The 24,860-nt window shown below is 70.1% G+C and carries 23 protein-coding genes; 17 read left to right on the forward strand and 6 right to left on the reverse strand.

Features of this window, described 5'->3' with window-relative positions; translation table 11 throughout:
• The first annotated feature begins 39 nt into the window (after positions 1 to 39).
• Complete coding sequence (gene prcA, locus EDD90_RS42240) at positions 40 to 801, forward strand: proteasome subunit alpha (RefSeq protein WP_123978363.1); 762 nt, start codon at positions 40 to 42, stop codon at positions 799 to 801.
• A 74-nt stretch (positions 802 to 875) separates the two neighbouring features.
• On the opposite strand, the gene EDD90_RS42245 is transcribed toward prcA, so the two are convergent.
• Positions 876 to 1,892 (reverse strand): LacI family DNA-binding transcriptional regulator, encoded by a 1,017-nt coding sequence (locus EDD90_RS42245; protein ID WP_123978364.1) that lies wholly within the window; start codon positions 1,890 to 1,892, stop codon positions 876 to 878.
• Positions 1,893 to 1,981: 89 nt separating this feature from the next.
• Here EDD90_RS42245 and EDD90_RS42250 point away from each other — a divergent pair, with 89 nt between their 5' ends.
• From EDD90_RS42250 to EDD90_RS42280, 7 genes are all read left to right on the forward strand, one after another.
• Positions 1,982 to 3,241, forward strand: coding sequence for an MFS transporter (locus EDD90_RS42250; protein ID WP_123982214.1), 1,260 nt, complete (start codon positions 1,982 to 1,984; stop codon positions 3,239 to 3,241).
• 9 nt (positions 3,242 to 3,250) lie between these two features.
• Entirely contained in the window at positions 3,251 to 4,612 is a 1,362-nt protein-coding gene (pafA, locus tag EDD90_RS42255) for a Pup--protein ligase (protein ID WP_028801611.1), read from the forward strand.
• A gap of 115 nt (positions 4,613 to 4,727) precedes the next feature.
• Positions 4,728 to 5,729: an FKBP-type peptidyl-prolyl cis-trans isomerase gene (locus tag EDD90_RS42260; protein ID WP_123978365.1), complete on the forward strand. Its 1,002-nt coding sequence runs from the start codon at positions 4,728 to 4,730 to the stop codon at positions 5,727 to 5,729.
• A gap of 74 nt (positions 5,730 to 5,803) precedes the next feature.
• Positions 5,804 to 6,175, forward strand: a complete 372-nt coding sequence (locus EDD90_RS42265) for an FKBP-type peptidyl-prolyl cis-trans isomerase (protein ID WP_123978366.1) — start codon at positions 5,804 to 5,806, stop codon at positions 6,173 to 6,175.
• Between the two features lie 206 nt (positions 6,176 to 6,381).
• Entirely contained in the window at positions 6,382 to 7,335 is a 954-nt protein-coding gene (locus EDD90_RS42270) for a YafY family protein (protein WP_123978367.1), read from the forward strand.
• A gap of 19 nt (positions 7,336 to 7,354) precedes the next feature.
• Complete coding sequence (locus tag EDD90_RS42275) at positions 7,355 to 8,362, forward strand: YafY family protein (RefSeq protein ID WP_123978368.1); 1,008 nt, start codon at positions 7,355 to 7,357, stop codon at positions 8,360 to 8,362.
• Complete coding sequence (locus EDD90_RS42280) at positions 8,359 to 8,664, forward strand: hypothetical protein (RefSeq protein WP_123978369.1); 306 nt, start codon at positions 8,359 to 8,361, stop codon at positions 8,662 to 8,664. Before EDD90_RS42275 ends, EDD90_RS42280 begins: the two co-directional genes overlap by 4 nt.
• Positions 8,665 to 8,731: 67 nt before the next feature.
• Here the strand turns inward: EDD90_RS42280 and EDD90_RS42285 are convergent, their stop codons facing one another.
• A complete protein-coding gene (locus tag EDD90_RS42285) occupies positions 8,732 to 9,007 on the reverse strand; it encodes a hypothetical protein (RefSeq protein ID WP_123978370.1) in 276 nt (91 codons plus the stop codon).
• A 295-nt stretch (positions 9,008 to 9,302) separates the two neighbouring features.
• On the opposite strand from EDD90_RS42285, the gene EDD90_RS42290 reads away from it, so the two are divergent.
• The 4 genes from EDD90_RS42290 (at position 9,303) to EDD90_RS42305 (ending at position 13,963) form a co-directional block, all read left to right on the forward strand.
• On the forward strand, positions 9,303 to 9,497 hold the full coding sequence (locus EDD90_RS42290; RefSeq protein ID WP_123978371.1) for a hypothetical protein: 195 nt from the start codon (positions 9,303 to 9,305) through the stop codon (positions 9,495 to 9,497).
• Positions 9,498 to 9,754: 257 nt separating this feature from the next.
• Positions 9,755 to 10,039 carry a Sec-independent protein translocase subunit TatA gene (gene tatA / locus EDD90_RS42295; RefSeq protein WP_123978372.1) on the forward strand — a complete coding sequence of 95 codons (285 nt, stop codon included), beginning with the start codon at positions 9,755 to 9,757 and terminating at the stop codon, positions 10,037 to 10,039.
• A gap of 48 nt (positions 10,040 to 10,087) precedes the next feature.
• A complete protein-coding gene (gene tatC, locus EDD90_RS42300; RefSeq protein ID WP_185149417.1) occupies positions 10,088 to 11,029 on the forward strand; it encodes a twin-arginine translocase subunit TatC in 942 nt (313 codons plus the stop codon).
• Positions 11,030 to 11,110: 81 nt separating this feature from the next.
• Positions 11,111 to 13,963: an RNA helicase gene (locus EDD90_RS42305; RefSeq protein WP_123978373.1), complete on the forward strand. Its 2,853-nt coding sequence runs from the start codon at positions 11,111 to 11,113 to the stop codon at positions 13,961 to 13,963.
• A gap of 95 nt (positions 13,964 to 14,058) precedes the next feature.
• Here the strand turns inward: EDD90_RS42305 and atzF are convergent, their stop codons facing one another.
• From atzF to EDD90_RS42325, 4 genes are read right to left on the reverse strand one after another with little or no spacing between them, the layout of a single operon-like run.
• A complete protein-coding gene (gene atzF / locus EDD90_RS42310; protein WP_123978374.1) occupies positions 14,059 to 15,714 on the reverse strand; it encodes an allophanate hydrolase in 1,656 nt (551 codons plus the stop codon).
• 17 nt (positions 15,715 to 15,731) lie between these two features.
• On the reverse strand, positions 15,732 to 19,241 hold the full coding sequence (locus EDD90_RS42315; RefSeq protein ID WP_123978375.1) for a 5-oxoprolinase/urea amidolyase family protein: 3,510 nt from the start codon (positions 19,239 to 19,241) through the stop codon (positions 15,732 to 15,734).
• Positions 19,238 to 19,852 carry an urea amidolyase associated protein UAAP2 gene (locus EDD90_RS42320; RefSeq protein ID WP_123978376.1) on the reverse strand — a complete coding sequence of 205 codons (615 nt, stop codon included), beginning with the start codon at positions 19,850 to 19,852 and terminating at the stop codon, positions 19,238 to 19,240. Before EDD90_RS42320 ends, EDD90_RS42315 begins: the two co-directional genes overlap by 4 nt.
• Entirely contained in the window at positions 19,849 to 20,673 is an 825-nt protein-coding gene (locus tag EDD90_RS42325) for an urea amidolyase associated protein UAAP1 (RefSeq protein WP_123978377.1), read from the reverse strand. Before EDD90_RS42325 ends, EDD90_RS42320 begins: the two co-directional genes overlap by 4 nt.
• Positions 20,674 to 20,849: 176 nt before the next feature.
• On the opposite strand from EDD90_RS42325, the gene EDD90_RS42330 reads away from it, so the two are divergent.
• The 5 genes from EDD90_RS42330 to EDD90_RS42350 all read left to right on the forward strand — a co-directional run bounded on the left by EDD90_RS42330 (position 20,850) and on the right by EDD90_RS42350 (position 24,848).
• Positions 20,850 to 21,476 carry a TetR/AcrR family transcriptional regulator gene (locus tag EDD90_RS42330; RefSeq protein WP_123978378.1) on the forward strand — a complete coding sequence of 209 codons (627 nt, stop codon included), beginning with the start codon at positions 20,850 to 20,852 and terminating at the stop codon, positions 21,474 to 21,476.
• A gap of 322 nt (positions 21,477 to 21,798) precedes the next feature.
• The gene (locus EDD90_RS42335) at positions 21,799 to 23,421 is read left to right on the forward strand and encodes an ATP-binding protein (protein WP_123978379.1); all 1,623 of its coding nucleotides are present in this window, start codon (positions 21,799 to 21,801) and stop codon (positions 23,419 to 23,421) included.
• Positions 23,418 to 23,825, forward strand: coding sequence for a roadblock/LC7 domain-containing protein (locus EDD90_RS42340; protein ID WP_123978380.1), 408 nt, complete (start codon positions 23,418 to 23,420; stop codon positions 23,823 to 23,825). Before EDD90_RS42335 ends, EDD90_RS42340 begins: the two co-directional genes overlap by 4 nt.
• Positions 23,822 to 24,247, forward strand: a complete 426-nt coding sequence (locus EDD90_RS42345; protein WP_123978381.1) for a DUF742 domain-containing protein — start codon at positions 23,822 to 23,824, stop codon at positions 24,245 to 24,247. Before EDD90_RS42340 ends, EDD90_RS42345 begins: the two co-directional genes overlap by 4 nt.
• Entirely contained in the window at positions 24,228 to 24,848 is a 621-nt protein-coding gene (locus EDD90_RS42350; protein ID WP_123978382.1) for an ATP/GTP-binding protein, read from the forward strand. Before EDD90_RS42345 ends, EDD90_RS42350 begins: the two co-directional genes overlap by 20 nt.
• Positions 24,849 to 24,860: the final 12 nt, after the last annotated feature.

The raw sequence follows: 24,860 nt of genomic DNA on the forward strand, positions 1-24,860 counted from the left end.
GTGACTTCGACGGAACCCTAAGGAAGGGGACGGATACCGGTGTCGACGCCGTTCTATGTCTCACCTCAGCAGGCGATGGCGGACCGTGCCGAGTATGCCCGTAAGGGCATCGCGCGTGGCCGCAGCCTGGTTGTGCTTCAGTTTGCCGACGGCATTGTGTTCGTCGGTGAGAACCCGTCCCGTGCGCTGCACAAGTTCAGCGAGATCTATGACCGGATCGGTTTCGCGGCCGCCGGCAAGTACAACGAGTACGAGAATCTGCGGATCGGTGGTGTGCGGTACGCGGATCTGCGTGGTTACACCTATGACCGTGACGATGTGACCGCGCGTGGTCTTGCCAACGTGTACGCGCAGACGCTGGGCACGATTTTCTCGAGTGCGGCGGAGAAGCCGTACGAGGTGGAGCTGGTTGTCGCCGAGGTGGGGGAGACTCCCGAGGGTGACCAGATCTATCGGCTGCCGCACGATGGTTCGATCGTGGATGAGCATGGTTCGGTCGCGGTGGGTGGCAATGCGGAGCAGATCAGTACGTATCTGGACCGTGAGCATCGGGAGGGGATGACTCTTGCCGAGGCTCTGAAGCTGGCTGTGACGGCTCTGTCGCGGGAGCCGAACGGGACGCAGCGGGAGATTCCGGCGGAGCGGCTTGAGGTCGCGGTGCTGGACCGTACGCGTCCGCAGCAGCGGAAGTTCAAGCGCATCGTGGGTCCGCAGCTGGGCCGGTTGCTGGAGGCCGATGGTGCGGCGACGGCGGCCGAGGCGGAGGCCGATGCGGAGGAGTCCGGCGGGGACGTCGAGTAGTCCTGTTCTTGTCTCACCCGCTCAGCGCGCCCCGTCCGGGAGTTTCCGGGCGGGGCGCGGGTGTTTTCGTGGTGTCAGGGGCGTGGCGGGGGTGCTGTGGAGCCTCGTACGACGAGTTCGACGGGGATGTCCCCGGCTTCTGGTTCCCGGCCTTCCAGGACGGCGAGGAGGGCTCGCATGCCGTGTTCGCCGAAGAGTTCGGCGTCGAGTCGTACGGTGGTGAGTTCGGGGTCGATGGCGGTGGCGAGGGCGAGGTCGTCGAGGCCGGTGACGGAGATGTCGTCGGGGATGCGGAGGCCGAGGCGGCGGAGGGCTTTGTAGGCGCCGGCGGCGAGTTTGTCGTCGTCGCAGACGAGGGCGGTGGGGCGGGGGCCGGGGGTGGTGAGGGCGGTTTCGGTGGCTGCGAGGGCGCCTTCGATGGAGATGGGGGCGTGGACGGTGCGTACCGTGGCGTCGGGCACCCCGGCCGTGCGTGCGGCCAGTTCTCGGGCGCGTACTTCGAAGGTCCATGAGGCGACGTCCGCGGCCAGGTGCAGGAAGTGCCGGTGGCCGAGGTCCAGGAGGTGTTCGGCGACCTGGCGTACGCCGTCGGCGATGTCCAGGTTGACGGTGGCGGCGCCGTGGCTGCCTTCGGGGTCGCTGTCGAGCATGACGAGGGGGAGTTGGTCGCCGCGGATGGTGGTGAGGGCGTCGGCGGCCATGGAGGAGGCGATGACGCCGTCGAGGGCGGCCTGGGCGGAGGCGAAGGGGTCGGGGGCGGGGCCGATGCCTTCGGGGGAGGGGTAGAGGACGACGCCGAAGCCGTGTTCGGAGGCGACGCGGGCGGCGCCGGTGTAGACGCCTGCGAAGAACTCGGTGGTGAGGGCGGGGACGACCAGGAGGACGGTCCGGGTGTGGCCGAGGCGGAGGTTGCGGGCGGCGAGGTTGGGGCGGTAGCCGAGGGTGCGGGCGGCTTCGCGGACGCGTTCGGCGGTGGTTTCGGAGACGCGGCCGCGCCATTTGTCGCCGAGGACGAGTGACACGGCTGCCTGGGAGACGCCGGCGGCCTGGGCTACGTCGCGGCTCGTGGGGCGCGTGTTGCTGCGTGCCACCGGGGGTGTGCTCCGTTCGTGTGGACGTGTGAACAGCGCACATGGTACGTATGGGCGGCGACGTTATACGTAACACTTGGAGGCGGGTCATGGCCGCGGGGTATCTGGAGATCCTCAGGGCGAGGCACGCGGCCCGGTTGCTGGCGGGCACTCTGGTGGGGCGGTTGCCCAATGCGACGGCCGCCATCGCGATCGTGCTGTTCGTGCGTACGGAGGGTGGTACCTACAGCCTGGCGGGGGCGCTCGCGGCGGCGTACGGCGTGGCCAATGCGGTCGGTCAGCCGGTGCTCGGCCGGCTGGTGGATCTGCACGGTCAGCCGCGTGTCCAGTTGCCTGCGGCGCTGGCGTCGGCGCTCGCCATGGCCGGGTTCGCGTTCGCCGGTACCGATCCGCTGCCGCTCGCCTACGTGTGCGTGGCGGCGGCCGGGCTGTTCACTCCTCCTTTGGAGGGCGGTCTGCGTGCCCTGTGGCCGAGTGTGCTCGGCAGGGAGGACCGGGTTCACACGGCGTATGCGATGGATGCGGTGGCGCAGGAAGTGATGTTCACCGTGGGGCCGTTGCTGGTGACGTTGTGCGTGTCGTTGTGGTCGGCGCGGGTGGCGTTGCTGGTGGTGAACGTGGTGGGGGTGCTGGGGGCGCTGTCGGTGGTGGTCTCGCCGCCTTCGCGTGGGTGGCGTTCGGCGCCGCGTGAGGCGCACTGGCTCGGTGCGCTGCGGTCGTCGGGTCTGCTGGCTCTGCTGGCCGCGTTCTTCTTCGTCGGGATCGCCCTGGGTTCGATCACGGTGGCGTCGGTGCCGTATGCGGACGACCACGGTGGTGACGTGGTGTACGGCTGGATGATGGCGGCCCTGGGGCTGGGTGCGCTGTTCGGGGGGACCGTGTACGGGGCGCGGCAGTGGCCGGGGGAGCCGGCGCGGCGACTGCGGGGACTGGTGGCGCTTCTGGCGGTGTGTTATCTGCCGCTGATGGTGATGCCCGGTGCGGTGGCCATGGTGTTGCTCACGGTTCTCGCGGGTGTGTTCCTCGCTCCTGCCATCGCATGTGCGTTCGTGCTGGTGGACCGGCATGCGCCGAGCGGGACGGTCACCGAGGCGTTCTCGTGGATTGTGACGACGTTCACAGTGGGGGCGTCGGTGGGAACGGGCCTTGCGGGCCCGGTGGTCGAGGCGGGCGGGGCGCTGTGGGGGTTCGCGGTGCCGGGGGCGGCGGGGGGTGTGTCGTTGCTGGTCCTGGTGGTCACGGGGCGGGTCCTCGCAGCTCCCGGTGGGGGTGCGGTGGTTGCTGCCGGTTCGGAAAATGATCCAAATCGTGCTGCCGAACCCCGTTTCAGCTCAGGGGATCGGGCGTAATGTTCAGTCATGGACCGCCGCATTTTCGGGCTGGAGAACGAGTACGGCGTCACGTGCACGTTCAGGGGACAGCGCCGCCTGTCGCCTGACGAGGTGGCGCGGTACCTCTTCCGCCGTGTCGTGTCATGGGGCCGTAGCAGCAATGTCTTTCTGCGGAACGGCGCCCGGCTCTATCTCGACGTGGGCTCACATCCGGAATACGCGACACCCGAGTGTGACAATGTGACCGAACTGGTCACCCACGACAAGGCCGGCGAGCGCATTCTCGAAGGGCTGTTGGTGGACGCCGAACGACGCCTGCATGAGGAAGGAATCGCGGGCGACGTCTACCTTTTCAAGAACAACACGGACTCGGCGGGCAACTCCTACGGTTGCCACGAGAACTATCTGGTGGCGCGGCACGGGGAGTTCTCCCGCCTCGCGGACATCCTCATTCCGTTCCTGGTGACCCGGCAGCTGCTGTGCGGCGCCGGCAAGGTGCTGCAGACGCCGCGCGGTGCGGTGTACTGCGTGAGCCAGCGGGCGGAGCACATCTGGGAGGGCGTCTCCTCGGCGACGACGCGTTCCCGGCCGATCATCAACACGCGCGACGAACCGCACGCGGACGCCGAGCGCTACCGCCGGCTGCACGTCATCGTGGGCGACTCGAACATGTCCGAGACGACGATGCTGCTGAAGGTCGGCGCCACCGACCTGGTGCTGCGCATGATCGAGGCGGGCACGGTGATGCGGGACCTGACCCTGGAGAACCCGATCCGGGCGATCCGCGAGGTCAGCCACGACATCACGGGCCGGCGCAAGGTGCGCCTGGCCAGCGGCCGGGAGGCCTCCGCCCTCGAGGTGCAGCGGGAGTACTACGAGAAGGCCGTGGACTTCTGTGAGCGCCGCGGTATCCGCACCGGCACGGTCGAGCAGGTGCTGGAGCTGTGGGGCCGGACGCTGGACGCGATCGAGGCGGAGGACCTGGACCGGATCGGCACCGAGATCGACTGGGTGATGAAGTACAAGCTCATCGAGCGGTACCGGGCCAAGCACAACATGACCATGTCTCATCCGCGCGTGGCGCAGATAGACCTCGCTTATCACGACATTCACCGTCGTCGGGGTCTGTATTACCTGCTGGAGAAGAAGGGGCAAGCCGCGCGGATCTGCAATGACTTGAAGATCTTCGAGGGCAAGTCGGTGCCGCCGCAGACGACTCGGGCGCGGTTGCGCGGTGACTTCATCCGGCGGGCCCAGGAGCAGCGCCGGGACTTCACGGTCGACTGGGTGCATCTGAAGCTCAACGACCAGGCGCAGCGCACTGTGTTGTGCAAGGACCCGTTCCGTTCGGTCGACGATCGGGTGGAGAAGCTGATCGCCGGTATGTGAGCCGGTATGTGAGCGAACGCCACACGGGCGCCGTACTTTCCGGTACGGCGCCCGTGTCACGTCGTAGAGTTGCGCGCACGCCATCCGCAAGATCGACCGATTACGAGGCTCTTCCGTGCGCCGACGCTCTCTTCTCCTTGCCGCTGTTCCCGTAGGACTGGTCACGGTCGCCGGGTGTGGTGACAACTCGTCCTCTTCCAGCAAGGTCAGCGCGTCGCCGCAGGCGTCGGCTTCCTCGGTGCCGCCGCCGAAGATCGTGGACGGGCCGTTGCCGGCGATCACGGCGGGGACGAAGTTCGACGAGAAGCCGACGGTCGCGAAGGGTTCGGGGGATCCGTCGAAGAACCTGGCGGTCAAGACGGTGATCGCGGGCAGTGGCAAGGCGGTCGCGGAGAACGATTTCATCCAGGCCAACTACCTGGGGCAGATCTGGTCCACGGCGAAGGTCTTCGACCAGTCGTACGACCGTGAGCCGCTGCTCATGCAGCTTGCCGCGGGCAGCATCATCGACGGCTGGCGGTACGGGCTGGCCGGGAAGAAGGTCGGCAGCCGGGTGCTGATGGCCGTGCCGCCGACCTGGGGGTACGGCAGTTCGGGCAATGCGCAGGCGGGGATCAAGGGCACGGACACGCTGGTGTTCGTGGTGGATGTGCTGAACTCGTTCAACTCGAAGAGTTCCAGCACGGGCAAGGAGGTCGCGCAGAGCGACTCCGCGCTGCCGAAGGTGGGGACGAACACCGACGGCAAGGCTCCGTCGATCGACATTCCGAAGGTCAACCCGCCGAAGAAGCTGGTGTCGAACTATGTGCTGGAGGGTGACGGCGCGGAGGTGAAGGCGTCGCAGACGATCCTGTGCCAGTTCAAGGGTGAGGTCTGGGACAGCGGCAAGGCCTTCGAGCAGACGTATGAGAGCGGGCGGCTGGCCCAGTTCTCGATCGAGCAGATGCAGCAGGTCCTCAAGGGGCTGTCGCAGGGGCTCACCGGCAAGAAGGTGGGCAGCAGGGTGCTGGTCGTGGTGCCGCCGGATCTGGCCTATGGGAACAACCCGCCGAGCGGTGGTGTGGTGAAGAAGGGGTCCACGCTGGTGTTCTCGGTGGACATCCTGGCGGCGATGTAGTCGGGCGGGCGTGAGCGGGGCGGGGATGAAAGAATGTCCGGGTTCCGTGTCGTACACAAGCAGGAGCTAGAGACGTGAGCATCGACAAGCCCGAGATCGACTTCCCGGAGGGCCAGCCCCCGGCGGATCTGGAGATCAAGGACATCTGGGAGGGCGAGGGCGAGGTGGCCCAGGCGGGCCAGACCGTCACCGTGCACTACGTGGGTGTCGCGTTCAGCACCGGCGAGGAGTTCGACGCCAGCTGGAACCGGGGCGCTCCGTTCCGCTTCCCGCTGGGCGGTGGCCGGGTCATCAAGGGCTGGGACCAGGGTGTGCAGGGCATGAAGGTCGGCGGTCGTCGCCAGCTGACCATCCCGGCCCACCTCGCCTACGGTGACCAGAGCCCGACGCCGGCGATCCAGCCCGGTGAGACGCTGATCTTCGTCGTGGATCTGCTCGGGGTCTGATCGTCGTTCCCGGTCGGCGCCGTCGGGTGCCGGCCGTTCCCGGTCGGACACCGGCCGGCCGAGGGCTCGTGCCGTGCGCACGGGCCCTCGTTGTTTGTCATGTCCTGCCCGCTTCGGTCCTCGTTGTTTGGACTGGCTTTTGCCGTGACACTCCGGAGCGGTACGGTCATCGGTCAGGAGCACCATAGGGAAGGCGAAGGGCGTCGATGGCCATTGCCAAGGCCGAGCGGCTGATGAACCTGGCGCTGTGTCTGCTGGGGACGCGACGGCCGCTCAGCAAGCGTGAGCTGCGGGAATCCATTGAGGCCTACCTCGAAGCGGGCAGCGACGACTCCTTCAACCGGATGTTCGAGCGGGACAAGGACGATCTGCGCGAGCTCGGGCTGGTGATCGAGACCGTGGAGAACCTGGACGGCGAGGTCGGCTATCTGGCGCGCCGTGACAGCAACCGGCTGCCGCCGATCACCCTGGACGCCGAGGAGGCCGCCGCCCTCGGGCTGGCCGCCAAGGTCTGGCAGCAGGCCCGCCTCGCGGGTGCCGCCAGCGGTGCGCTGCAGAAACTGCGGGCGGCCGGGCTGCCGGAGGACGTCGACCCGTACGAGGTCCATGGCGCCCTGGAACCGCGGATCCCCGTGCACGAGGCCGCGTTCGAGCCGCTGATGCTGGCCTGCCGCGACCGCCGCCCGGTCCTCTTCGACTACCGCAAGGCCACCGCCGCCCACCCCGAGCCCCGGCATGTCGAGCCGTGGGCCCTCGAGTGCTGGCGAGGCCACTGGTACCTGGCGGGCTGGGACCGCGACCGGGGCGCCGAGCGGGTGTTCCGGCTGTCCCGGATCACGGGGAAGGTCCGCTCCCGGGGCACCGGCTTCACCGCGCCCGTCCCGGACGTCGTCACCGTCCGCGAGACGGTCGCGAGCTGGGCCGGGGAGATCGCCGACCGCTCCGCGCTGATCCGGCTGCGTTCCGGGTCCGGCTACCCCCTTCGGGCGAAGGCCACGGCGGTGCGGGAACTCGGTGACGGCTGGGACGAGTTGGAGATTCCGTACGGGCACGGGCTGGACGCCTGGCTGGTGGAGTTCGGGCCGGACGTGATGGTCCTGGAGCCGGCCGAGCTGCGTGCGGACGTGGTGGACCGGCTGCGTGCCGTGGCCAAGGGCTGAGGGGGAGCGGGACAAGACAGTGGCAGGCAAACCGGTCAGGCCCGTGAACGCCATCGACCAGACCCGGCGGATGCTCTCCCTGGTGACGTATCTGCGCGAGCGCCCCGGCGCCCGGATCGCGGACGTCGCCCGCGCCTTCGGGATCACCGAGGACGAGCTGGTCTCCGACCTGGACGTGCTGCCCATGTGCGGCACCAGCTTCCGGGGCGGCGATCTGCTGGACATCGACACCGACGGCGAGCGGATCTGGTGGCACAACGCGGCCGCGCTCGGCGAGGAGGCCGCGGAACCGCTCAGGCTGGCCGCCGACGAGGCGACCGCGCTCCTGGTCGCCGCCCGTGCGGTGGCCACCCTGCCCGGACTGCGCGAGGGCGACCGGCAGGCGCTGTTGCGGGCCACCGCCAAGGTGGAGACCGCGGCCGGCGAGGCGGGCGACGCCAGTGCCCGCCTTTCGGTGACCTTCGAGGCCGAGGGCGGCGTCTTCGCCGACGTCGACCGGGCGATCGCCGAGCGCCGCCGGCTGTGGATCCGCTACTACTCGCCGGCCCGGGACGAGGTCACCGAGCGCGAGATCGACCCCATCCGCCTGGTCAGCGTCGGGCACACCTATGTGGAGGCCTGGTGCAGGCGCTCCGAGGCCCGGCGGACCTTCCGGCTCGACCGGGTGGCGGAGATCAGGATCCTGGACGAGCCCTCCGCGCCCCCGGAGATCGAGCTGCGCGACCTGTCCGAGGCGCTGGTGCAGCCGGCCGCCGAGGATCCCGAGGTGGTCGTCGAGGTCGGCCCGGCCGGCCGCTGGGTCGCCGAGTACTACCCGCACGACAGCGCGGATGAGCTTCCCGACGGCGGGCTGCGTATTACCCTGCGCACCCCCGATCCGGCCTCCCTGCGCCGGCTGGCGCTCAGGCTCGGCGGCGACGGCCGGATCGTGTCACCGCCCGAGCTGGCCGACAGCGCCCGCCGGGCGGCTCGCGAGGCACTGGCGGCGTACGACCACGACGTGGAGAGGCAGGGGCGAGGGATTTGAACGAGTCTTCGGGTTCCGGTGTCGCAGGCGCGGGGGAGATCACGGTTGCGGCCGCATTCGCAGGGATGAGAAGAGTGGTCCCCGTGGTGTTCAGGGCCGGCTGCCCGGACTGCCGGGGCAGTTTCGAGCTCACCGCGAGCGCCCTGCGCCTGGCCATCGGAGCCACCAGCAAGACGACGTTCTACTCCTTCACCTGCCCCGACTGCGGGGCCGCCGTCCGCAAGCCCGCCGGCGAGCGGATCGTCGAGCTGCTCACCGGCGGCGGGGTCAGGACACTGCGGCTGCATTCCGCTGTCCAGTAGCGCGAGACAAGAACAGCCGGGTCACGTCACCATGACCCGGCTGCCGCTCAGCGCGTCGCGGGAATGCTCAGCAACGGCCTCCCTTGGCGGACGCGAAGGTCATCGGCTTGGCGTACACCACGACGTGGCCCTTTCCGTCCGCATCCACGTTCGCGCACCACTTGTTGTCGACCAGCGCGTTGGTGGTGCCGGCGAAGGCCGATTTTTCGGAACAGGTGTTGTGGTAGTAGATCGTGTAGGTGACGTCCCCGTCCCCCCAGGAGTAGTTGAAGCAACCCACGCTGCCGCGGTGAACGGAGTCGGCGTCGAGGGAGGCTGCGCCAGCCGGAGCGGCGGACCCCATGACCAGAAGTGCCGCTGAGCCAACGGCCATGACGCCGAAACGCTGCCTGAGATTCACTTTTCCCCCTTGGGAATTTCAATGGATGAGGGCGAGGGGAAGAGGCAGCCGCCTGGTACCCGCGCGATTGCGTGAATGGTGACTCTCTGTAATCCCCAGGCCTCAGGTCGGTCACGAGAATACCGGGGTGTGATCTTCCCTTGTCAATGTCATTTGCAGGCGTCGAGTCGCCATGCATGGACGCGCCCGCCCGCTCCCTGGGTCCCGACCGTCCCCAGGGCCGTCTATGCTCGGTGGCATGTTCTGGCCGATGTTCGCGGTAGCTGTGGGTTTCCTGGGGCTCGCCGTCCTCGGTGTGCTGGCCGTCCGGGTCTTCCTGGAGGCGCAGCGTCTCGGCAGGCAGGTCACGGACTCCGCGCGCCGTATCAACAGGGCGGCCGAGGACCTGGAGCGGGCGTCCATGAGCGCCACTCGCGCTGTCGACTCGCTGTGAAGGTTGCTTTGGCGGTCCTGTGAGTCTTGGGGTGGGAGCGTTTTGGGTCACTTCGCCCTGTCACGCGGGACGCTGTGGCAGGTACGCTGCTGTTCGCGGTGCGGAGAACGAGGCGCGTACCGCTGCCCGGGAGTACGCACGGGGATTGCTCCACGTTCACCCCTGAGCGTTACGATCGCTGTCAGCACGACGTTCGGACAAGTGTCTGACTGGTCGGGCAGGCCCGTCGCCCCGCCTCGGTGAGAAGGTGAAGATTTATGTTTCGCAACGGACTTGAGCCGTGGCACCTGCTGATCCTCGTTGTGGTGATCCTCCTCGTTTTCGGATCCAAGAAGCTGCCGGACATGGCGCGTTCGCTCGGCAAGTCCGCCCGGATCCTGAAGAGCGAGGCGAAGGCGATGAAGGAGGAGGGCAAGCAGGCCTATACCGCCGAGTCGTCCGCCGAGGAGCCCGCTCCCGCTCAGCGCACGATCCAGTCCTCGCCGGGCGACGTGACCAGCTCCCGCCCGGTCAACGAGCCGTCGGACACGACTCAGCGCTGACGTGAGGACCGGGGCTCTCCGGTCCGCTGCACGAGATGAGGATGTGGGTTGCCCAAGTCTGCCCGCAAAAAGGAGAGGGATCCCGAGGGCCGGATGCCGCTCGCGGATCACCTGCGTGAGCTGCGCAACCGGCTTGCCAAGGGTGTCCTGGCGATCCTCGTGGTCACGATCGTCGCGGCCTTCTTCTACAGGGACATCATCGAGGTCGTCACCAGGCCGATGCTCGACCAGATCGGCTGTTCCCAGTCCTTCGGGGAACTGGCCAAAACCAAGAACGCACACTGCGCGCACATCACCGTCAGCGGTCTGCTGGCCCCGTTCACCCTGGCGCTGAAGGTCGCCCTGATGGCCGGTGTCGTGTTCGCGTCGCCGGTGTGGCTGTACCAGCTGTGGGCGTTCGTCGCGCCGGGCCTGCACCGCAACGAGAAGAAGTACGCCTACGGCTTTGTCGGCTTCGGCTTCCCGCTCTTCCTAACCGGTGGCTACATCGCGTTCCACGTGCTGCCCACCACGGCCAAGCTGATGATCGGCCTCACGCCCGCCGGTGCCGAGAACCTGTTGCCGCTTGACGATCTGCTGGACCTGGTCACCCGCATGATCGTCGTCTTCGGTCTCGCCTTCGAGATGCCCTTGCTGCTGGTGATGCTCAACCTCACCGGTGTGCTGTCCGGGCGGCGCATGTGGGGCTGGTGGCGCGGCATGGTCGTTGGCATCACCATCTTCGCGGCCGTGGCCACACCAACCCCCGACCCGATGACGATGCTGGCGCTGGCCGCGCCGATCTGGGGGCTCTACTTCATCGCCGTGGCCATCGGGCTGCTCAACGACCGGCGCCGGGCGCGCCGCGAGGCCGAGGGACCGGGCGACAACGAGGCCTCCGAGCTGGACCTCACTCCCGAGGACATCGGCGAGGTCGAGACCGTCTCCGCCAGCCGCGCGCTGCCCGAGGCCGGTCCTGACCGGGTCAACGGCTACGACGACGTGACCTGACCGGACTCCACGTCACAAAGAGGTGCCCGCGTCCCAGGACGCGGGCACCTCTTTGTCGTCCGTCGTCCCATCTTCCGGATAATGATCGTCCTGTTGTCAGTGGGGACCGGTACGCTCGAAAGCACGATGACAGAGGACCTCTCACCGGCCGAGCGGTATGCGGCGGCCCGCAGGCGGGCCGCCGAGCAGGCCACCGCGCTCGCGTCTTTCCGCGAGATGTATGACTTCGGCCTCGACCCCTTCCAGATCGAGGCCTGCCAGGCGCTCGAAGCCGGAAAGGGCGTTCTGGTGGCCGCCCCCACCGGCTCCGGCAAGACGATCGTGGGCGAGTTCGCCGTCCACCTCGCCCTCATGCAGGGCAAGAAGTGCTTCTACACGACACCCATCAAGGCACTGTCGAACCAGAAGTACGCCGACCTCTGCCGCCGCTACGGCGACGGCATGGTCGGCCTCCTCACCGGCGACAACAGCATCAACCCGGACGCCGCCGTGGTCGTCATGACCACCGAGGTCCTGCGGAACATGCTGTACGCGGGCTCCCAGACCCTCATCGGCCTCGGCTATGTGGTCATGGACGAGGTCCACTACCTCTCCGACCGCTTCCGCGGCGCCGTCTGGGAAGAGGTGATCATCCACCTCCCGGAGTCCGTGACCCTGGTGTCCCTGTCGGCCACCGTCTCCAACGCCGAGGAGTTCGGCGACTGGCTCGACACCGTCCGCGGCGACACCGACGTCATCGTCTCCGAACACCGGCCCGTCCCGCTGTTCCAGCACGTACTCGCCGGACGCCGGATGTACGACCTCTTCGAGGAGGGCGAGGGCCACAAGAAGGCCGTCAACCCCGACCTCGCCCGGCTGGCCCGGATGGAGGCACAGCGTCCGTCCTACCAGGACCGCAGACGCGGCCGCGCCATGCGCGAGGCCGACCGGGAACGCGAGCGCCGCCAGCGGTCCCGCGTATGGACACCGGGCCGCCCCGAAGTCATCGAACGGCTCGACAACGAGGGCCTGCTGCCCGCCATCACCTTCATCTTCAGCCGCGCCGCCTGCGAAGCCGCCGTACAGCAGTGCCTGCACGCGGGACTCCGGCTCAACGACGACGAGGCCCGGGAAGAGGTGCGCGCGATCGTCGAGGAGCGCACCTCGTCGATCCCGCCCGAGGACCTGCACGTCCTCGGCTACTACGAGTGGCTGGAAGGCCTGGAGCGCGGCATCGCCGCCCACCACGCGGGCATGCTGCCGACGTTCAAGGAAGTCGTCGAGGAACTCTTCGTACGCGGCCTGGTGAAGGCCGTGTTCGCCACCGAGACCCTCGCCCTCGGCATCAACATGCCCGCACGCTCCGTGGTGCTGGAGAAGCTCGTCAAGTGGAACGGCGAGCAGCACGCCGACATCACCCCGGGCGAGTACACCCAGCTGACCGGCCGGGCCGGCCGGCGGGGCATCGACGTCGAGGGCCACGCAGTGGTGCTGTGGCAGCGCGGGATGAGCCCCGAACACCTCGCCGGCCTCGCCGGCACCCGCACCTATCCGCTGCGGTCCAGCTTCAAGCCGTCGTACAACATGGCGGTCAACCTCGTCGAGCAGTTCGGGCGGCACCGCTCGCGCGAACTGCTGGAGACGTCGTTCGCGCAGTTCCAGGCCGACAAGTCGGTCGTCGGGATCTCCCGCCAGGTCCAGCGCAACGAGGAAGGACTCGCCGGCTACAAGGAGTCCATGACCTGCCACCTCGGCGACTTCGACGAGTACGCGCGGCTGCGGCGCGAGCTGAAGGACCGGGAGACCGAACTGGCCCGCCAGGGCGTCGCCCAGCGGCGCGCCGAGGCCGCCGTGGCACTGGAGAAGCTCAAGCCGGGGGATGTCATCCATGTCCCGACCGGCAAGTACGCCGGTCTGGCGCTCGTGCTGGACCCCGGGCTGCCCGCCGGGCGGTCCAACGGCCACCGCGGCTTCGAGCAGCACGACGGGCCGCGGCCGCTGGTGCTGACCGCCGAACGGCAGGTCAAGCGCCTCGCCTCCATAGACTTCCCGGTACCCGTGGAGGCGTTGGAGCGGATGCGGATCCCCAAGTCCTTCAACCCCCGCTCCCCGCAGTCCCGTCGGGACCTCGCCTCCGCGCTGCGCACCAAGGCCGGGCACATCCCGCCGGAGCGGGCCCGCAAGAAGCGGTCCCAGGCGGCCGACGACCGCGAGATCGCACGGCTGCGCACCGCGATCCGGGCGCACCCCTGCCACGGGTGCAACGACCGTGAGGACCACGCCCGTTGGGCCGAGCGCTACCACCGGCTGATGCGGGACACCTCGCAGTTGGAGCGGCGCATCGAGGGGCGGACCAACACCATCGCCCGCACCTTCGACCGGATCGTGGCCCTCCTGACCGAACTGGACTACCTGCGCGGCGACGAGGTCACCGAGCACGGCAAGCGGCTGGCCCGGCTGTACGGCGAACTCGACCTGCTCGCCAGCGAATGCCTGCGCGCCGGAGTCTGGGAAGGGCTCGGCCCCGCCGAACTCGCCGCCTGCGTCTCGGCGCTGGTGTACGAGGCCCGGGTCGGGGACGACGCGATGGCACCGAAGCTGCCGTCCGGGAACGCCAAGGCCGCGCTCGGTGAGATGGTCCGGATCTGGGGGCGGCTGGACGCCCTCGAGGAGGAGTTCCGGATCACGCAGACCGAGGGCGTCGGGCAGCGCGAACCGGATCTCGGCTTCGCCTGGGCCGCGTACATGTGGGCCTCCGGCTTGGGGCTGGACGAGGTGCTGCGGGAGGCGGAGATGCCGGCCGGGGACTTCGTGCGGTGGTGCAAGCAGGTGATCGACGTACTCGGGCAGATCTCGGCGGCTTCTCCGGTGGAGGGCTCGACCGTGGGGAAGACCGCGCGGAAGGCGGTTGATCTGGTGCTTCGGGGGGTTGTGGCCTACTCGTCGGTGGGGTGACCGCTGTACGGCGGGCGCGGGTGGGGTGTGGCTGGTCGCGCCCGCGCGGCGGTAGCCGCACATCGATACCGCCCCGCGCCCCTGGGCAGGGTGCGTCACCCTTGGTTCAGATGGTTCCGCCAGCCTCCGTACCGTGTGATGTCCTCGGTGCCCGTCAAAGCGCTCGGTTCGCACAGGAAGCCGGGGACGCTTGTGCCGTCCGCCAGGTCCACGCTGCCCAGTGTCATCGGGTGGGGGAGCGTGGCGAGCAGGCGGCCCAGGCCCTCGGGCGGGAGGCTCCACACCTCCGCCTCGATCGCCGCCCCGCCCTCGCCCACGTGGACCAGACCCGGCTTCGGCGGGGTCGTCCGCAGCGCGTGCAAGCGGTACGTGGGTGCCGTCGTCGTGGTCCGTTCCAGTACCGCCCCCAGCGCCAGGAGCTGCGGGTTCAGGGGCTGACCCGTGAGGTGGGCGCCCAGTACCGCCAGGCTCACCCTCGGTTCCAGTGAGCGGGCGATCGTCGCCAGGCGTTCGTCCGTGAAGGCGGGGCCGATCAGCATCACGCCGAACGGGAGGCCGTTCACCTCGCCCGCCGGGACCGCCACCGCGGCCAGGTCGAAGAGGTTCGTGGAGTTGGTGAAGCGGCCCAGGCGGGCGTTGGAGCCCAGGGGGTCGGCCGCCACCTCGGCCAGGGTGGGGTGGCCGGGGGCCGTGGGGAGCAGCAGGGCGTCCGCGTCTCCCAGCGCGGCCAGGGCACGGGTGCGCAGGTCCGCCAGGCGGTCCTGGTCCGAGAAGAGCCGGTGCGCGGGGATGTCGCGGGCCCGGGTGATGATCCCGGCGACCGTGGGGTCCAGGCCCTCGCCGCCGGATGAGAGCAACTTGTCGATGAAGGGGCCCACCGCCGTGTAGCGCTCGGCCACGAACGCCCCCTCGTAGAGCATGGCCGCCGCCTCGGTGAAGGGGGTGAGGTCGAGAGGGCGGACCGAGGCGCCCGCGGTGATCAGGCGGGCCACCGCCGCCTCGTAGGCCTCCGCCCAGCCCTCGTCCAGTTCGCCGAGCTGGGAGAGGGGCGGGACGGCGATGCGCCAGGGGCCCGGGGGGCGCTGGGGGAGGGGCGGGAGGGGACGGGCCGGGGGGTTTGTGACCTGGCACAGTACCTGCTCCGCCTCCGCGAGCGTGCGGGCGAACACCGTCACGCAGTCGATCGACGCGCACGCCGGGACGACACCGTCCGTCGGCACCAGGCCCCGGGTCGGCTTCAGGCCGACGATGCCGTTGAAGGCCGCCGGGATCCGGCCCGAGCCCGCGGTGTCCGTGCCGAGGGCGAGGTCGACGATCCCCAGGGCCACGGCGACGGCCGAACCGGAACTGGAGCCGCCGCTGATCCTGGCCGGGTCGATCGCGCCCCGCACCGCGCCGTACGGGGAGCGGGTGCCCACCAGGCCCGTCGCGAACTGGTCGAGGTTGGTCGTGCCGAGGGCGATGGCGCCGGCCGCGCGCAGCCGGGCCACCACCGGGGCGTCGGCCTCCGGTTCGTAGGCGTACGCCGGGCAGCCCGCCGTCGTCGGCAGCCCCCGTACGTCGATGTTGCCCTTGGCGGCGAACAGGCGCCCGGCCAGCGGGAGCCGCTCGCCCGCCGCCACGCGCTCGTCGATCGCACGGGCCTCCGTCTCGACCTCCTCCCGGGGGCGCAGGTCGATCCAGATCTCGGGCCGGTCGACCGCGTCGATGCGCGCGTAGGCGGCACGGACACGGGAGAGGGTGCTGGACATGGTCTTGCTCCTGTCGGTCAGTTCGTGGTCGGCGCCAGGACGAGCAGTGCCGTCCCCGCCTCCACCTGGTCGCCGGGCCTCGCCAGGATCTCCGTCACCACGCCGGTCATCGGCGCGTGCACCCTGGACTCCATCTTCATCGCCTCCAGGGCGATCAGGGGCTGGCCGGTGGTCACCTCGTCGCCGGGCCGTACGTTCAACTGCCATACGGAGGCGGCGAACTCGGCCTCTATCAGGCGGCCGCCCGGCGGGACCGCCACCTCGGCCGGCGGCGCGGCCGGGGCCGTGGCCGCGTCCGCCCTCGCGAACTCGCCCGCCGCCTCCCACGCGTCGCGCTCCGCCGCGAAGGCCGCCTGCTGCCGGGTCCTGAACGCGGCGATCGACTCCGCGTGTTCGGCGAGGAAGGACTCGTACCCGGCCAGCGAGAAGGTCCCTTCCTCGATCCGCGGTACGAACCGGCCGGAGGTGATGTCGGCGCGCAGGTCCAGGAGTTCGTCCGCGGACACCGGGTACCACCTGATCCGGTCGAAGAAGCGCAGCAGCCACGGCGAGCCCGGCTCGAACGCCCCGCGCTGTTGCCATCCCGACCACACCTGGGTCGTACGGCCCACGAACTGGTAGCCGCCCGGGCCCTCCATGCCGTAGATGCACAGGTAGGCGCCGCCGATGCCGACGGAGTTCTCGGCGGTCCAGGTGCGGGCCGGGTTGTACTTCGTGGTGACCAGGCGGTGGCGCGGGTCGAGCGGGGTGGCGACCGGGGCGCCCAGATACACATCGCCCAGGCCCAGGACCAGGTACTCCGCGTCGAAGACCGTGCGGTAGACGTCCTCGACCGAGGCGAGGCCGTTGATCCGGCGGATGAACTCGATGTTCCACGGGCACCAGGGGGCGTCGTCGCGGACGCCCGCCATATAACGGGCGATCGCCTCACGGGTCGCCGGGTCGTCCCAGGAGAGGGGGAGGTGGACCGTGCGGGAGGGGACGACGAGTTCGTCGGTGGGCGGGAGGGCGGTGACGATCTCCCTCACGGCGGCCAGGAGTTCGTCCTGGGGGAGGGCGGCCGGGTCCGTCCGGATCTGGAGGGAGCGGATGCCGGGGGTGAGGTCCGTGACCCCGGGCAGGTCAGCCGCCGTCACCGCCTCCATCAGGGCGTGGACGCGCATCCGGAGGGCCAGGTCGAGCTGCATCGGGCCGAACTCGACCAGCAGGTTGTCGTCGCCGCTGCGGCGGTAGGTGACGTCCCCGTCGCGGGCCAGGACGCCGCCGTCGAGGATCTCGGGGCGGGGCGCGCCCGTCACGTCGACCGGGGTGAAGCGGACCGTGTCGCCGGGGCGGAGCTGGCCCAGCTTCCAGCGCTCGCCGCTCAGGACGGTCGCCGGGCACACGAAGCCGCCGAGGGAGGGGCCGTCGGGGCCGAGCAGGACCGGCATGTCGCCGGTGTAGTCGACGGCGCCGACCGAGTACGGGGTGTCGTGGATGTTGGACGGGTGCAGGCCGGCCTCGCCGCCGTCGGTGCGCGCCCAGCGCGGCTTGGGGCCGACCAGGCGGACCCCGGTGCGCGCGGAGTTGAAGTGCACCTTCCATTCGGCCGCGTAGAAGTCGTGGATGTCGTCCTCGGTGAAGAACTCCGGGGCGGCATGGGGGCCCTCGGCGGCGGCGAGCTGCCATGAGGCGGTGAACTGCGGGCGTTCGGCGCCGGGTTCGCCCCCGGTCACGGCTCCGCCGTGCAGGACGTCGCCCGTCCGCAGCGCCCTGCCGCCGTGGCCGCCGAAGCGGCCCAGTGTGAAGGTGCTCGCGCTGCCGAGGAAGGCGGGGACGTCCAGGCCGCCGCCGGCGAAGAGGACGTAGGTGCGCAGACCGTGCTCGGAGGGGGCGCCGATCTCCAGCAGCCCGCCCGCCGGGACCGTCACCGGCTCCCACTGAGCGATCCGGATGCCGTCGAGGGTCACCGGGGCCGGGGCGCCGGTCACGCAGACGGTCGTGGGGTGGGTGAAGCGCAGGGACGGTCCCTGCAGGGTGCATTCGAGGCCGGGCGCGCCCTCCGGGTTGCCCAGGGCGCGGTTGCCGAGCCGGAAGGAACGGTCGTCCATGGGACCGCACGGGGGTACACCGACCTGCCAGTATCCGGTGCGGCCCGGCCAGTCCTGGACGGTGGTGAGCGTGCCGGCGGAGACGACCTCGATCCGCGGGGTGGGGTCGGTGACCGTGGCCAGGGTCGCCGTGGAGTGGGCGGCGGCGCGGAAGGCCGGCTCGGCGAGCGCGGCGCGCACCAGGCCCAGGTTGGTCTCGATGCCGTCCACGCGGGTGCCGGCGAGCGCCTCGTCCAGCCTGCGCAGCGCCTGGGTGCGGTCGGGGCCGTACGCGATCACTTTCGCGAGCATCGGATCGTACGACGTCGTCACCTCGGTGCCGGACTCCACCCAGCCGTCGACCCGCACCCCCTGCGGGAACTCCACACGGGTCAACAGGCCTGCGCTGGGCCGGTGTTCGCGGGAGGGGTCCTCGGCGTAGACGCGGGCCTCGACGGCGTGACCGCGGGGGGCGCCCGGGTCGCGGACGACGTCGGTCTCGCCCTGCGCGAGGCGCAGCATCCAGGCGACCAGGTCGACGCCGTAGATCTCTTCGGTGACCGGATGTTCCACCTGGAGACGGGTGTTGACCTCCAGGAAGTAGGCCTCCTCGCGGGCCGCGTCGTACACGAACTCGACCGTGCCGGCCGAGCGGTAGCCGACCGAGGCGCACAAGTCACGGGCGGAGTCGGCGAGTTGCCTGCGTACATGGGAGGGCAGGCCGGGAGCCGGGGCCTCCTCCACCACCTTCTGGTTGCGGCGCTGCAGCGAGCAGTCCCGGTCGCCGAAGGTGACGACCCTGCCCGCGCCGTCCCCGAAGACCTGGACCTCGACATGGCGGGCGTGCTCGACCAGGCGTTCCAGGAAGACCCCGGCGGAGGAGAAGGAGGCGGCGGCGACCCGCTGGACGCGTTCCCAGGCCTCGGTCAGTTCACCGGCCGACCGACATGCCGACATGCCGATGCCACCGCCACCGCCGGTCGCCTTGAGCATGACGGGATAGCCGATGGCGGAGGCCTCGACCAGGGCCACGTCCAGGCCGGGGAGGAGCCCGGTCCCCGGTGCGAGGGGTACTCCGGCCGCTTCCGCCGCGGCCCGTGCCGTGTGCTTGGCGCCGAACAGCTCCAGCTGCTCCGGGGCCGGGCCGACGAACACGATCCCGGCCTCCTCGCAGCGCCGGGCGAACCCGGCGTCCTCGGACAGGAAGCCGTAGCCGGGGTGGATCGCGCCCGCGCCGGTGTCCTTGGCGGCCTTCAGGACCAGGTCGGCGTCGAGGTACGACTCCTTCGCGGGCGCCGGGCCGAGCCGGACCGCCTCGTCGGCGAGGCGTACATGGGGTGCCGAGCGGTCGGGGTCGGAGTAGACGGCGACCGTGCGCAGGCCCAGTTCGCGGGCGGTGCGGATGATGCGGACGGCGATCTCGCCGCGGTTGGCGACCAGCAGGGTGTCGAAGGTCATCCCGCGGCTCCGGTGATCGTCATCTCCACGGCCGTGGGCTCGAAGCCGTTGCACGGGTTGTTGATCTGGGGGCAGTTGGAGACGAGGACGAGGACGTCCCGTTCGGCGCGCAGGGTCAGTTTCAGGCCCGGGGCGGAGATGCCGTCGACGATGCCGAGGGTGCCGTCCTTCTCGACGGGCACGTTCATGTACCAGTTGATGTTGGAGACCAGGTCGCGCTTGCCGAGGCCGTGCCTGGCGCCCTCGGCCAGGAAGTTGTCCACGCAGGCGTGCTGGGACCAGGTGTGGTGGCCGTAGCGCAGGGTGTTGGACTCCTTGGAGCAGGCGCCGCCCACCGTGTCGTGCCGGCCGACCTCGTCCTCGACGACGGTCATGAGCGGGGTGTGTTCGTTGGAGAGGAGCACGCTGCCGGTGGTGAGGAAGATGCCGCCCTGGGCGTGGACGGTGTCGGGGGCGCTGTAGCGGACGGATGTGTCGTGGGCGTCGTAGACGAGGAAGTCGACGGCCTGGTTGCCGTGCAGGTCGGTGATGGTGAGCGTGCCGCCCTCGCGGATCACGGAGGACCAGGCGGCGCGGGCCGGGACGACGGCGGTCTGCGTGCTCGTGCTCATGCGAGCCCCCTCGCGGCGAGGAATCCGGCGGTGTTGAGGAAGGCGCGGCGGCCTTCGGGGGTGGCGTCCCAGAGGGGGTCGCCGGGTGGGGTGGGGGCGGCGCGCCAGGCCAGGACCTCCAGGGGGGTGCTGACGTAGTCGGGGCGCGGGTCGGCCGGGTGCGGGACGTTGGCGATCAGTACGGTCAGGTCCTGCTCGGCGCGGAGCGTGACACTGCCGCCGGGGCCGGCCGAGCCGGTGAAGTCCAGCGTGCCGTCGTCGCGCACCTCCACGCCCTGGAAGAACGACAGGGACGGCGGCAGGTCGCGCGGTTCCAGACCGTTCTTGGCCGCCGCCAGCTTGAACAGCTCGCGGCCGGCGGGGGAGGGCGACTGCGGTGTGCCGTCGCCGTAGCGGTCGGTGTTGCGGACGAGGGTGGAGGTGCCGCACAGCGCGTCGTGCCGGCCGGAGGTGTCGGCGACCACCGAGGCCAGCACCCGGCCCTGGTCGGAGAGGAGCAGTACGCCCTCGCCTAGGTAGGCGTTCCACTGGACCTTGACCGTGTCGGCGACGTTCAGCCGCTCCCAGGGGCGGCCGTCGGCGTACAGCAGGAGATGGGCGCAGGCGTCGCCGCGCAGGTCGGTCAGGCGCAGCTCGGTGCCGCGGGCCAGGACGCGGTGCGTGTAGTTGCCGCCCGCCACCGTCTCGGCCCACACCAGGTGGCCCGCCTCGCAGGGCGGGTCGGGCCAGTCGGCGGCCGGTACGACCGGCATCGCTTCGGCGCGGGTGCCCTCCTGGGCGCGGGCGTGCGCCCGGGCTCCGTACGTGGTCGCTGTCGCCATCGCCTGCCTCCGGTTTCTCGGCCTCAGGGTTGTTTCTGTCGCCCGACAGAAATTAGGTGCGGGGCGGGTCGCGGGCGTTGCCGCCGCGTTCCGGCCCGGTTACCGAGGGCTCACCGGGTTGCGGCACGGGCGCACGCCGAGATCGTCGTGCGACGTCGTGTGCGAGGATCGAACGCATGGGAACGAGCAGTGGCCGTCGGGTCGGCCGGCCGCGGGCCGCGCAGCGGCCGGACAGCGGTCTCGAACCGCGCGCCGAACTGCTCGTGGCGGCAGCCGAGTTGTTCACCACCCGTGGCTACGCGGCCACCACCACCCGGGCCGTCGCCGAACGGGCGGGCATGCGGCAGGCTTCGATGTACCACTACGTCTCCGGCAAGGAGGAACTCCTCGCCGAGCTGCTGGAGTCCACCGTCACGCCGTCGCTGTCGTATGCGCGTGAGCTGCTCGCGGACGACGTGACTCCGGCCGAGGAGCGGCTGCGGGCCCTGTGCCGGGCCGATGTGGAGCTGCTGTGTGCCGGCCCGCACAATCTCGGCGCGCTCTACCTGCTGCCCGAGGTGCACGAGGAACGGTTCGCCGGCTTCCGCGCCGTACGGGCCGAACTCAAGGACGCCTACCGGCAGTTGATCGCCGCGACGGCCGCCGGCGGGGTGCTCGCCAAGGGGGAGCTGGAGCTGCGGACCGATCTCGTCTTCGGTCTGATCGAGGGTGTCATCCTCATCCACCGCTCCGAACCGGAGCGCCGGATCGACGAGTTCGCCCGCGCGACGGCCGACGCGGCGCTGCGGATCGCCGGGGTCTGAACCCGGCGGAGGTTCCGGCTCGGAGAGCCGTTTCACCCGTCCGGTGGATCGCACCCGTACATCCGTTCGTCGTGACGCACCGTGTGCGAACGAACGCCCGGCGTGCAAAACGACCGAGGCTACTCCAGTCCTTCGGGCGTTTTCAGGTGCTTGCCGAATATGACACGGCGTTGATCCGGTCGGACTAAGCTCGCCCGCGGCGCACCGAGTTGAGATGAATTCGTGCGCCTGTTCCCAAACATACGGAAGATCCCGACTGCTCCATGAACCTTCCCCCCACGAACTCTCCCGACACCCAGCCGATTCGTCTCAGAAGGCATACATGGTGAGTGTGCAACCGCCTCCCAATGGCCGTGAACTTTCCCTGGCGCGGGTGCTGTTGCTGCCCGCCATACTGATGGCCGCGGCGACCGCCGCCGCCGTGGTCCTGGTGGCGGAGCCCGCCCGGACCGCTGTCGGCGTGTGCGGGGCCGTCGGCATGCTGCTGGTCCTCGTGACGGCGGCGGAAGCGGTGCGCCGCGGCCGTAAGCTGCGGGACGCCCGTGCCGAGCACGCCCGTCACAGCGCGTATCTGGAACGGAGCCTCGCCGCCGGCGACGAGGAGATCGACCGCCTCGGCAAGGAGGTCTTCCCGACCGCGCTGTACCGGCTGAAGGCCGGGGAGTCGCCCAAAGAGGTGATTCGTCAGGTCTTCGACCTGGACCCCCGGATGCGCCACGCCCCCGAGTCGCAGCGCCGGCTGATCCGGATCATGCTCGACATCGTCGACGAGGAGGACCTCCAGCGGGACTCCCTGGAACGCTCCTTCGTCAGCGTCGCCCGGCGCGTCCAGGCCATCGTCCACCAGCAGGCCCACGAACTGCGGGAGATGGAGGAGGACCACGGCCGCAACCCCGAGGTCTTCGACGACCTGCTGCGCATCGACCACGGCACCGCGCTGATCGGACGCCTCGCCGACTCGGTCTCCGTCCTCGGCGGCGGCCGCCCCGGCCGCCAGTGGCCCAACCCCGTCGCCCTCTACAGCGTGCTGCGCGGCGCCATGTCCCGGATCCTGGAGTACCGGCGCATCGAGCTGCACTCCATCTGCCAGGTCAACATCAAGGGCACCTCCGTCGAACCGCTCATCCACGCGGCCGCCGAACTCCTCGACAACGCCACCCGCTACTCGCCGCCCTCCACCAAGGTGCACGTCACCGCGGTCGAGGTGCAGTCCGGTGTGTGCATCGAGATCGAGGACGCCGGCGTCATCCTCAACGAGGAGGCCCGCGCCCGCCTGGAGGGCCTGCTGGAGAAGGCCAAGCAGGGCAAGGACATCCAGGTCCTCGGCGAGAACCCGCGCCTGGGCCTCTCGGTCGTCGGCCGCCTCTGCACGACGTACAACATGGACGTCTCGCTGCGTGCCTCGGCGTACGGCGGTGTCCGGGCCGTGCTCATCGTGCCCAGCGACATGATGACCACCGACCCCGCCCCCGGTATCGCCCACGGCATCGGCGCCACCGGTATCCCGAAGCCCGAACTCGGCGCCCTCGAAGGACCCAAGCGGCCGCCCAAGAAGCGCCGGCCCACCAGCCCCCGCATCCCCGCCGGCATCTCCATGGAGGACGACGTCCCCGAGGTCACCGAGTGGACCGCGGGCGGACTGCCGCAGCGGCGCAGCCGGATGAAGATGCCGCTCAGCCGGCGGCTCGCCGAACAGGCCGCCATCGAACGCGCCGAACGCGAGGGCACCCCGACCGTCTGGTCGCAGCACAAGGAGCCCGAGCCCGAGCAGCCGGAGCCGGAACGCCGCGAACCCGGCCTCTGGGTCGAGGCCTTCTGGGAGGGGCTCAAGAAGAACAACCCGGGTGTCCACCCCACCGACTTCACCCGGAACCCCACCAAGTACCTGCACCTGATCAACGATCCGGCCGGCACCGAAGCCGACGACGAGGGGGACCTCAAGTGATCCAGCAGCGAGGCAACTTCGACTGGATGCTCAAGCAACTCGCCGACGGGGTACCGGGCGTCGAGATGATCGTCGTGCTCTCCGCCGACGGCCTGCGCATCGCCCGGCACGGCGGCGACCCCGACGCCGCCGACCGGCTCGCCGCCGCCTGCGCCGGCGTGCAGAGCCTCGCCGGCGCCGTCGCCCAGGAACTCCCCATCAGCAACGGGGAGATGAACCTCGTCCTCATCGAGATCGACAGAGGCTACTTCTACCTGATGTCCGCCGGCGCCAACGCATACCTCGCCGTACTCGCCGACGTGACCTGCGAACCCGGCCGGATGAGCGAGATGATGCGCGACCTCGTCGTGCGCATCGGCGCCCATCTCACCAGTCCGCCCCGGCGGAACGGGCAGACCGTATGACTCCTCCGCAACGCAAACGGCGCCAACCCGACCAGGATCACCTGCCGCCTCTTCCGTCCGTGCCGCCGGCCCCCGAACACGGCGGCGAGGAGGGAGACAACAAGAACCCCGAGCGGCTCTACGTCATCAGCGGCTCGGACGGTGCCCGGGCCGAACTCGACCTGGTCACCTTAATCGTGGCGCGCGCCGACCCACCGCCCTCCGTCACGCCCGAACAGACGGTGCTCCTCCGGCTCTGTACCGCGCCCTTGTCCGTGGCCGAACTCTCCGCCTATCTCAACCTGCCGTTCAGCGCGATGACAGCGCTGATCACCGAGCTGATCACGGCCGAACTGGTGCAGGCGCGCGCCCCGATCGTCCGCCAGGCACTTCCCGACCGTTCACTCCTCGAAGCGGTGATGCATGGACTTCAAAAGCTCTGACACGATCCCCGGCCCCCGCACCGAGGACCATCTGCCGCACACCGCCCAGGCCGCGGTGAAGATCGTGATCGTGGGCGGCTTCGGAGTCGGCAAGACCACCATGGTCGGTTCCGTCAGCGAGATCAGACCGCTGACCACCGAGGAGACCATGACCCAGGCCGGCATCGGCGTCGACGACAACTACGGCTCCGAGTCCAAGACCGCCACCACCGTGGCCATGGACTTCGGCCGCATCAGCATCACCGACCAGCTGGTCCTCTACCTCTTCGGCACCCCCGGCCAGGAACGCTTCTGGTTCCTGTGGAACGGCCTGTTCGAAGGCGCCCTCGGCGCGGTCGTCCTCATCGACACCCGGCGCCTGGAGGTCAGCTTCGACGTCATGGGGCGCCTGGAGGAGCGCGGAGTGCCGTTCGTCGTCGCCGTCAACTCCTTCCCCGACGGCCCCCGTTACCCCATCGAGGAACTGCGCACCGCGCTGGACCTGTCCCCCGAGATCCCCATCATCGAGTGCGACGCCCGCCGCCGGGCCTCCAGCCGGGACGTCCTGATGACCCTGATGCGCTTCCTGCACTCGCTCGCCATGTCCGGCGCGCTCACCTGACACCTCTCCCCG

This window comes from Streptomyces sp. Ag109_O5-1 (assembly GCF_003814875.1).
GTDB classification, from domain to species: domain Bacteria; phylum Actinomycetota; class Actinomycetes; order Streptomycetales; family Streptomycetaceae; genus Streptomyces; species Streptomyces sasae.

What these genes read in the sequence shown, in the direction of transcription:
- EDD90_RS42305 (WP_123978373.1), top strand. Translation starts at nt 11,111, where the DNA reads ATGATCGTCCTGTTGTCAGTGGGGACCGGTACGCTCGAAAGCACGATG.
- EDD90_RS42330 (WP_123978378.1), top strand. Translation starts at nt 20,850, where the DNA reads ATGGGAACGAGCAGTGGCCGTCGGGTCGGCCGGCCGCGGGCCGCGCAG.
- pafA (WP_028801611.1), top strand. Translation starts at nt 3,251, where the DNA reads ATGGACCGCCGCATTTTCGGGCTGGAGAACGAGTACGGCGTCACGTGC.
- EDD90_RS42325 (WP_123978377.1), bottom strand. Translation starts at nt 20,673, where the DNA reads ATGGCGACAGCGACCACGTACGGAGCCCGGGCGCACGCCCGCGCCCAG.
- EDD90_RS42335 (WP_123978379.1), top strand. Translation starts at nt 21,799, where the DNA reads ATGGTGAGTGTGCAACCGCCTCCCAATGGCCGTGAACTTTCCCTGGCG.
- EDD90_RS42320 (WP_123978376.1), bottom strand. Translation starts at nt 19,852, where the DNA reads ATGAGCACGAGCACGCAGACCGCCGTCGTCCCGGCCCGCGCCGCCTGG.
- EDD90_RS42315 (WP_123978375.1), bottom strand. Translation starts at nt 19,241, where the DNA reads ATGACCTTCGACACCCTGCTGGTCGCCAACCGCGGCGAGATCGCCGTC.
- atzF (WP_123978374.1), bottom strand. Translation starts at nt 15,714, where the DNA reads ATGTCCAGCACCCTCTCCCGTGTCCGTGCCGCCTACGCGCGCATCGAC.
- EDD90_RS42250 (WP_123982214.1), top strand. Translation starts at nt 1,982, where the DNA reads ATGGCCGCGGGGTATCTGGAGATCCTCAGGGCGAGGCACGCGGCCCGG.
- EDD90_RS42270 (WP_123978367.1), top strand. Translation starts at nt 6,382, where the DNA reads ATGGCCATTGCCAAGGCCGAGCGGCTGATGAACCTGGCGCTGTGTCTG.
- EDD90_RS42345 (WP_123978381.1), top strand. Translation starts at nt 23,822, where the DNA reads ATGACTCCTCCGCAACGCAAACGGCGCCAACCCGACCAGGATCACCTG.
- EDD90_RS42350 (WP_123978382.1), top strand. Translation starts at nt 24,228, where the DNA reads ATGGACTTCAAAAGCTCTGACACGATCCCCGGCCCCCGCACCGAGGAC.
- tatA (WP_123978372.1), top strand. Translation starts at nt 9,755, where the DNA reads ATGTTTCGCAACGGACTTGAGCCGTGGCACCTGCTGATCCTCGTTGTG.
- EDD90_RS42290 (WP_123978371.1), top strand. Translation starts at nt 9,303, where the DNA reads ATGTTCTGGCCGATGTTCGCGGTAGCTGTGGGTTTCCTGGGGCTCGCC.
- EDD90_RS42285 (WP_123978370.1), bottom strand. Translation starts at nt 9,007, where the DNA reads ATGGGGTCCGCCGCTCCGGCTGGCGCAGCCTCCCTCGACGCCGACTCC.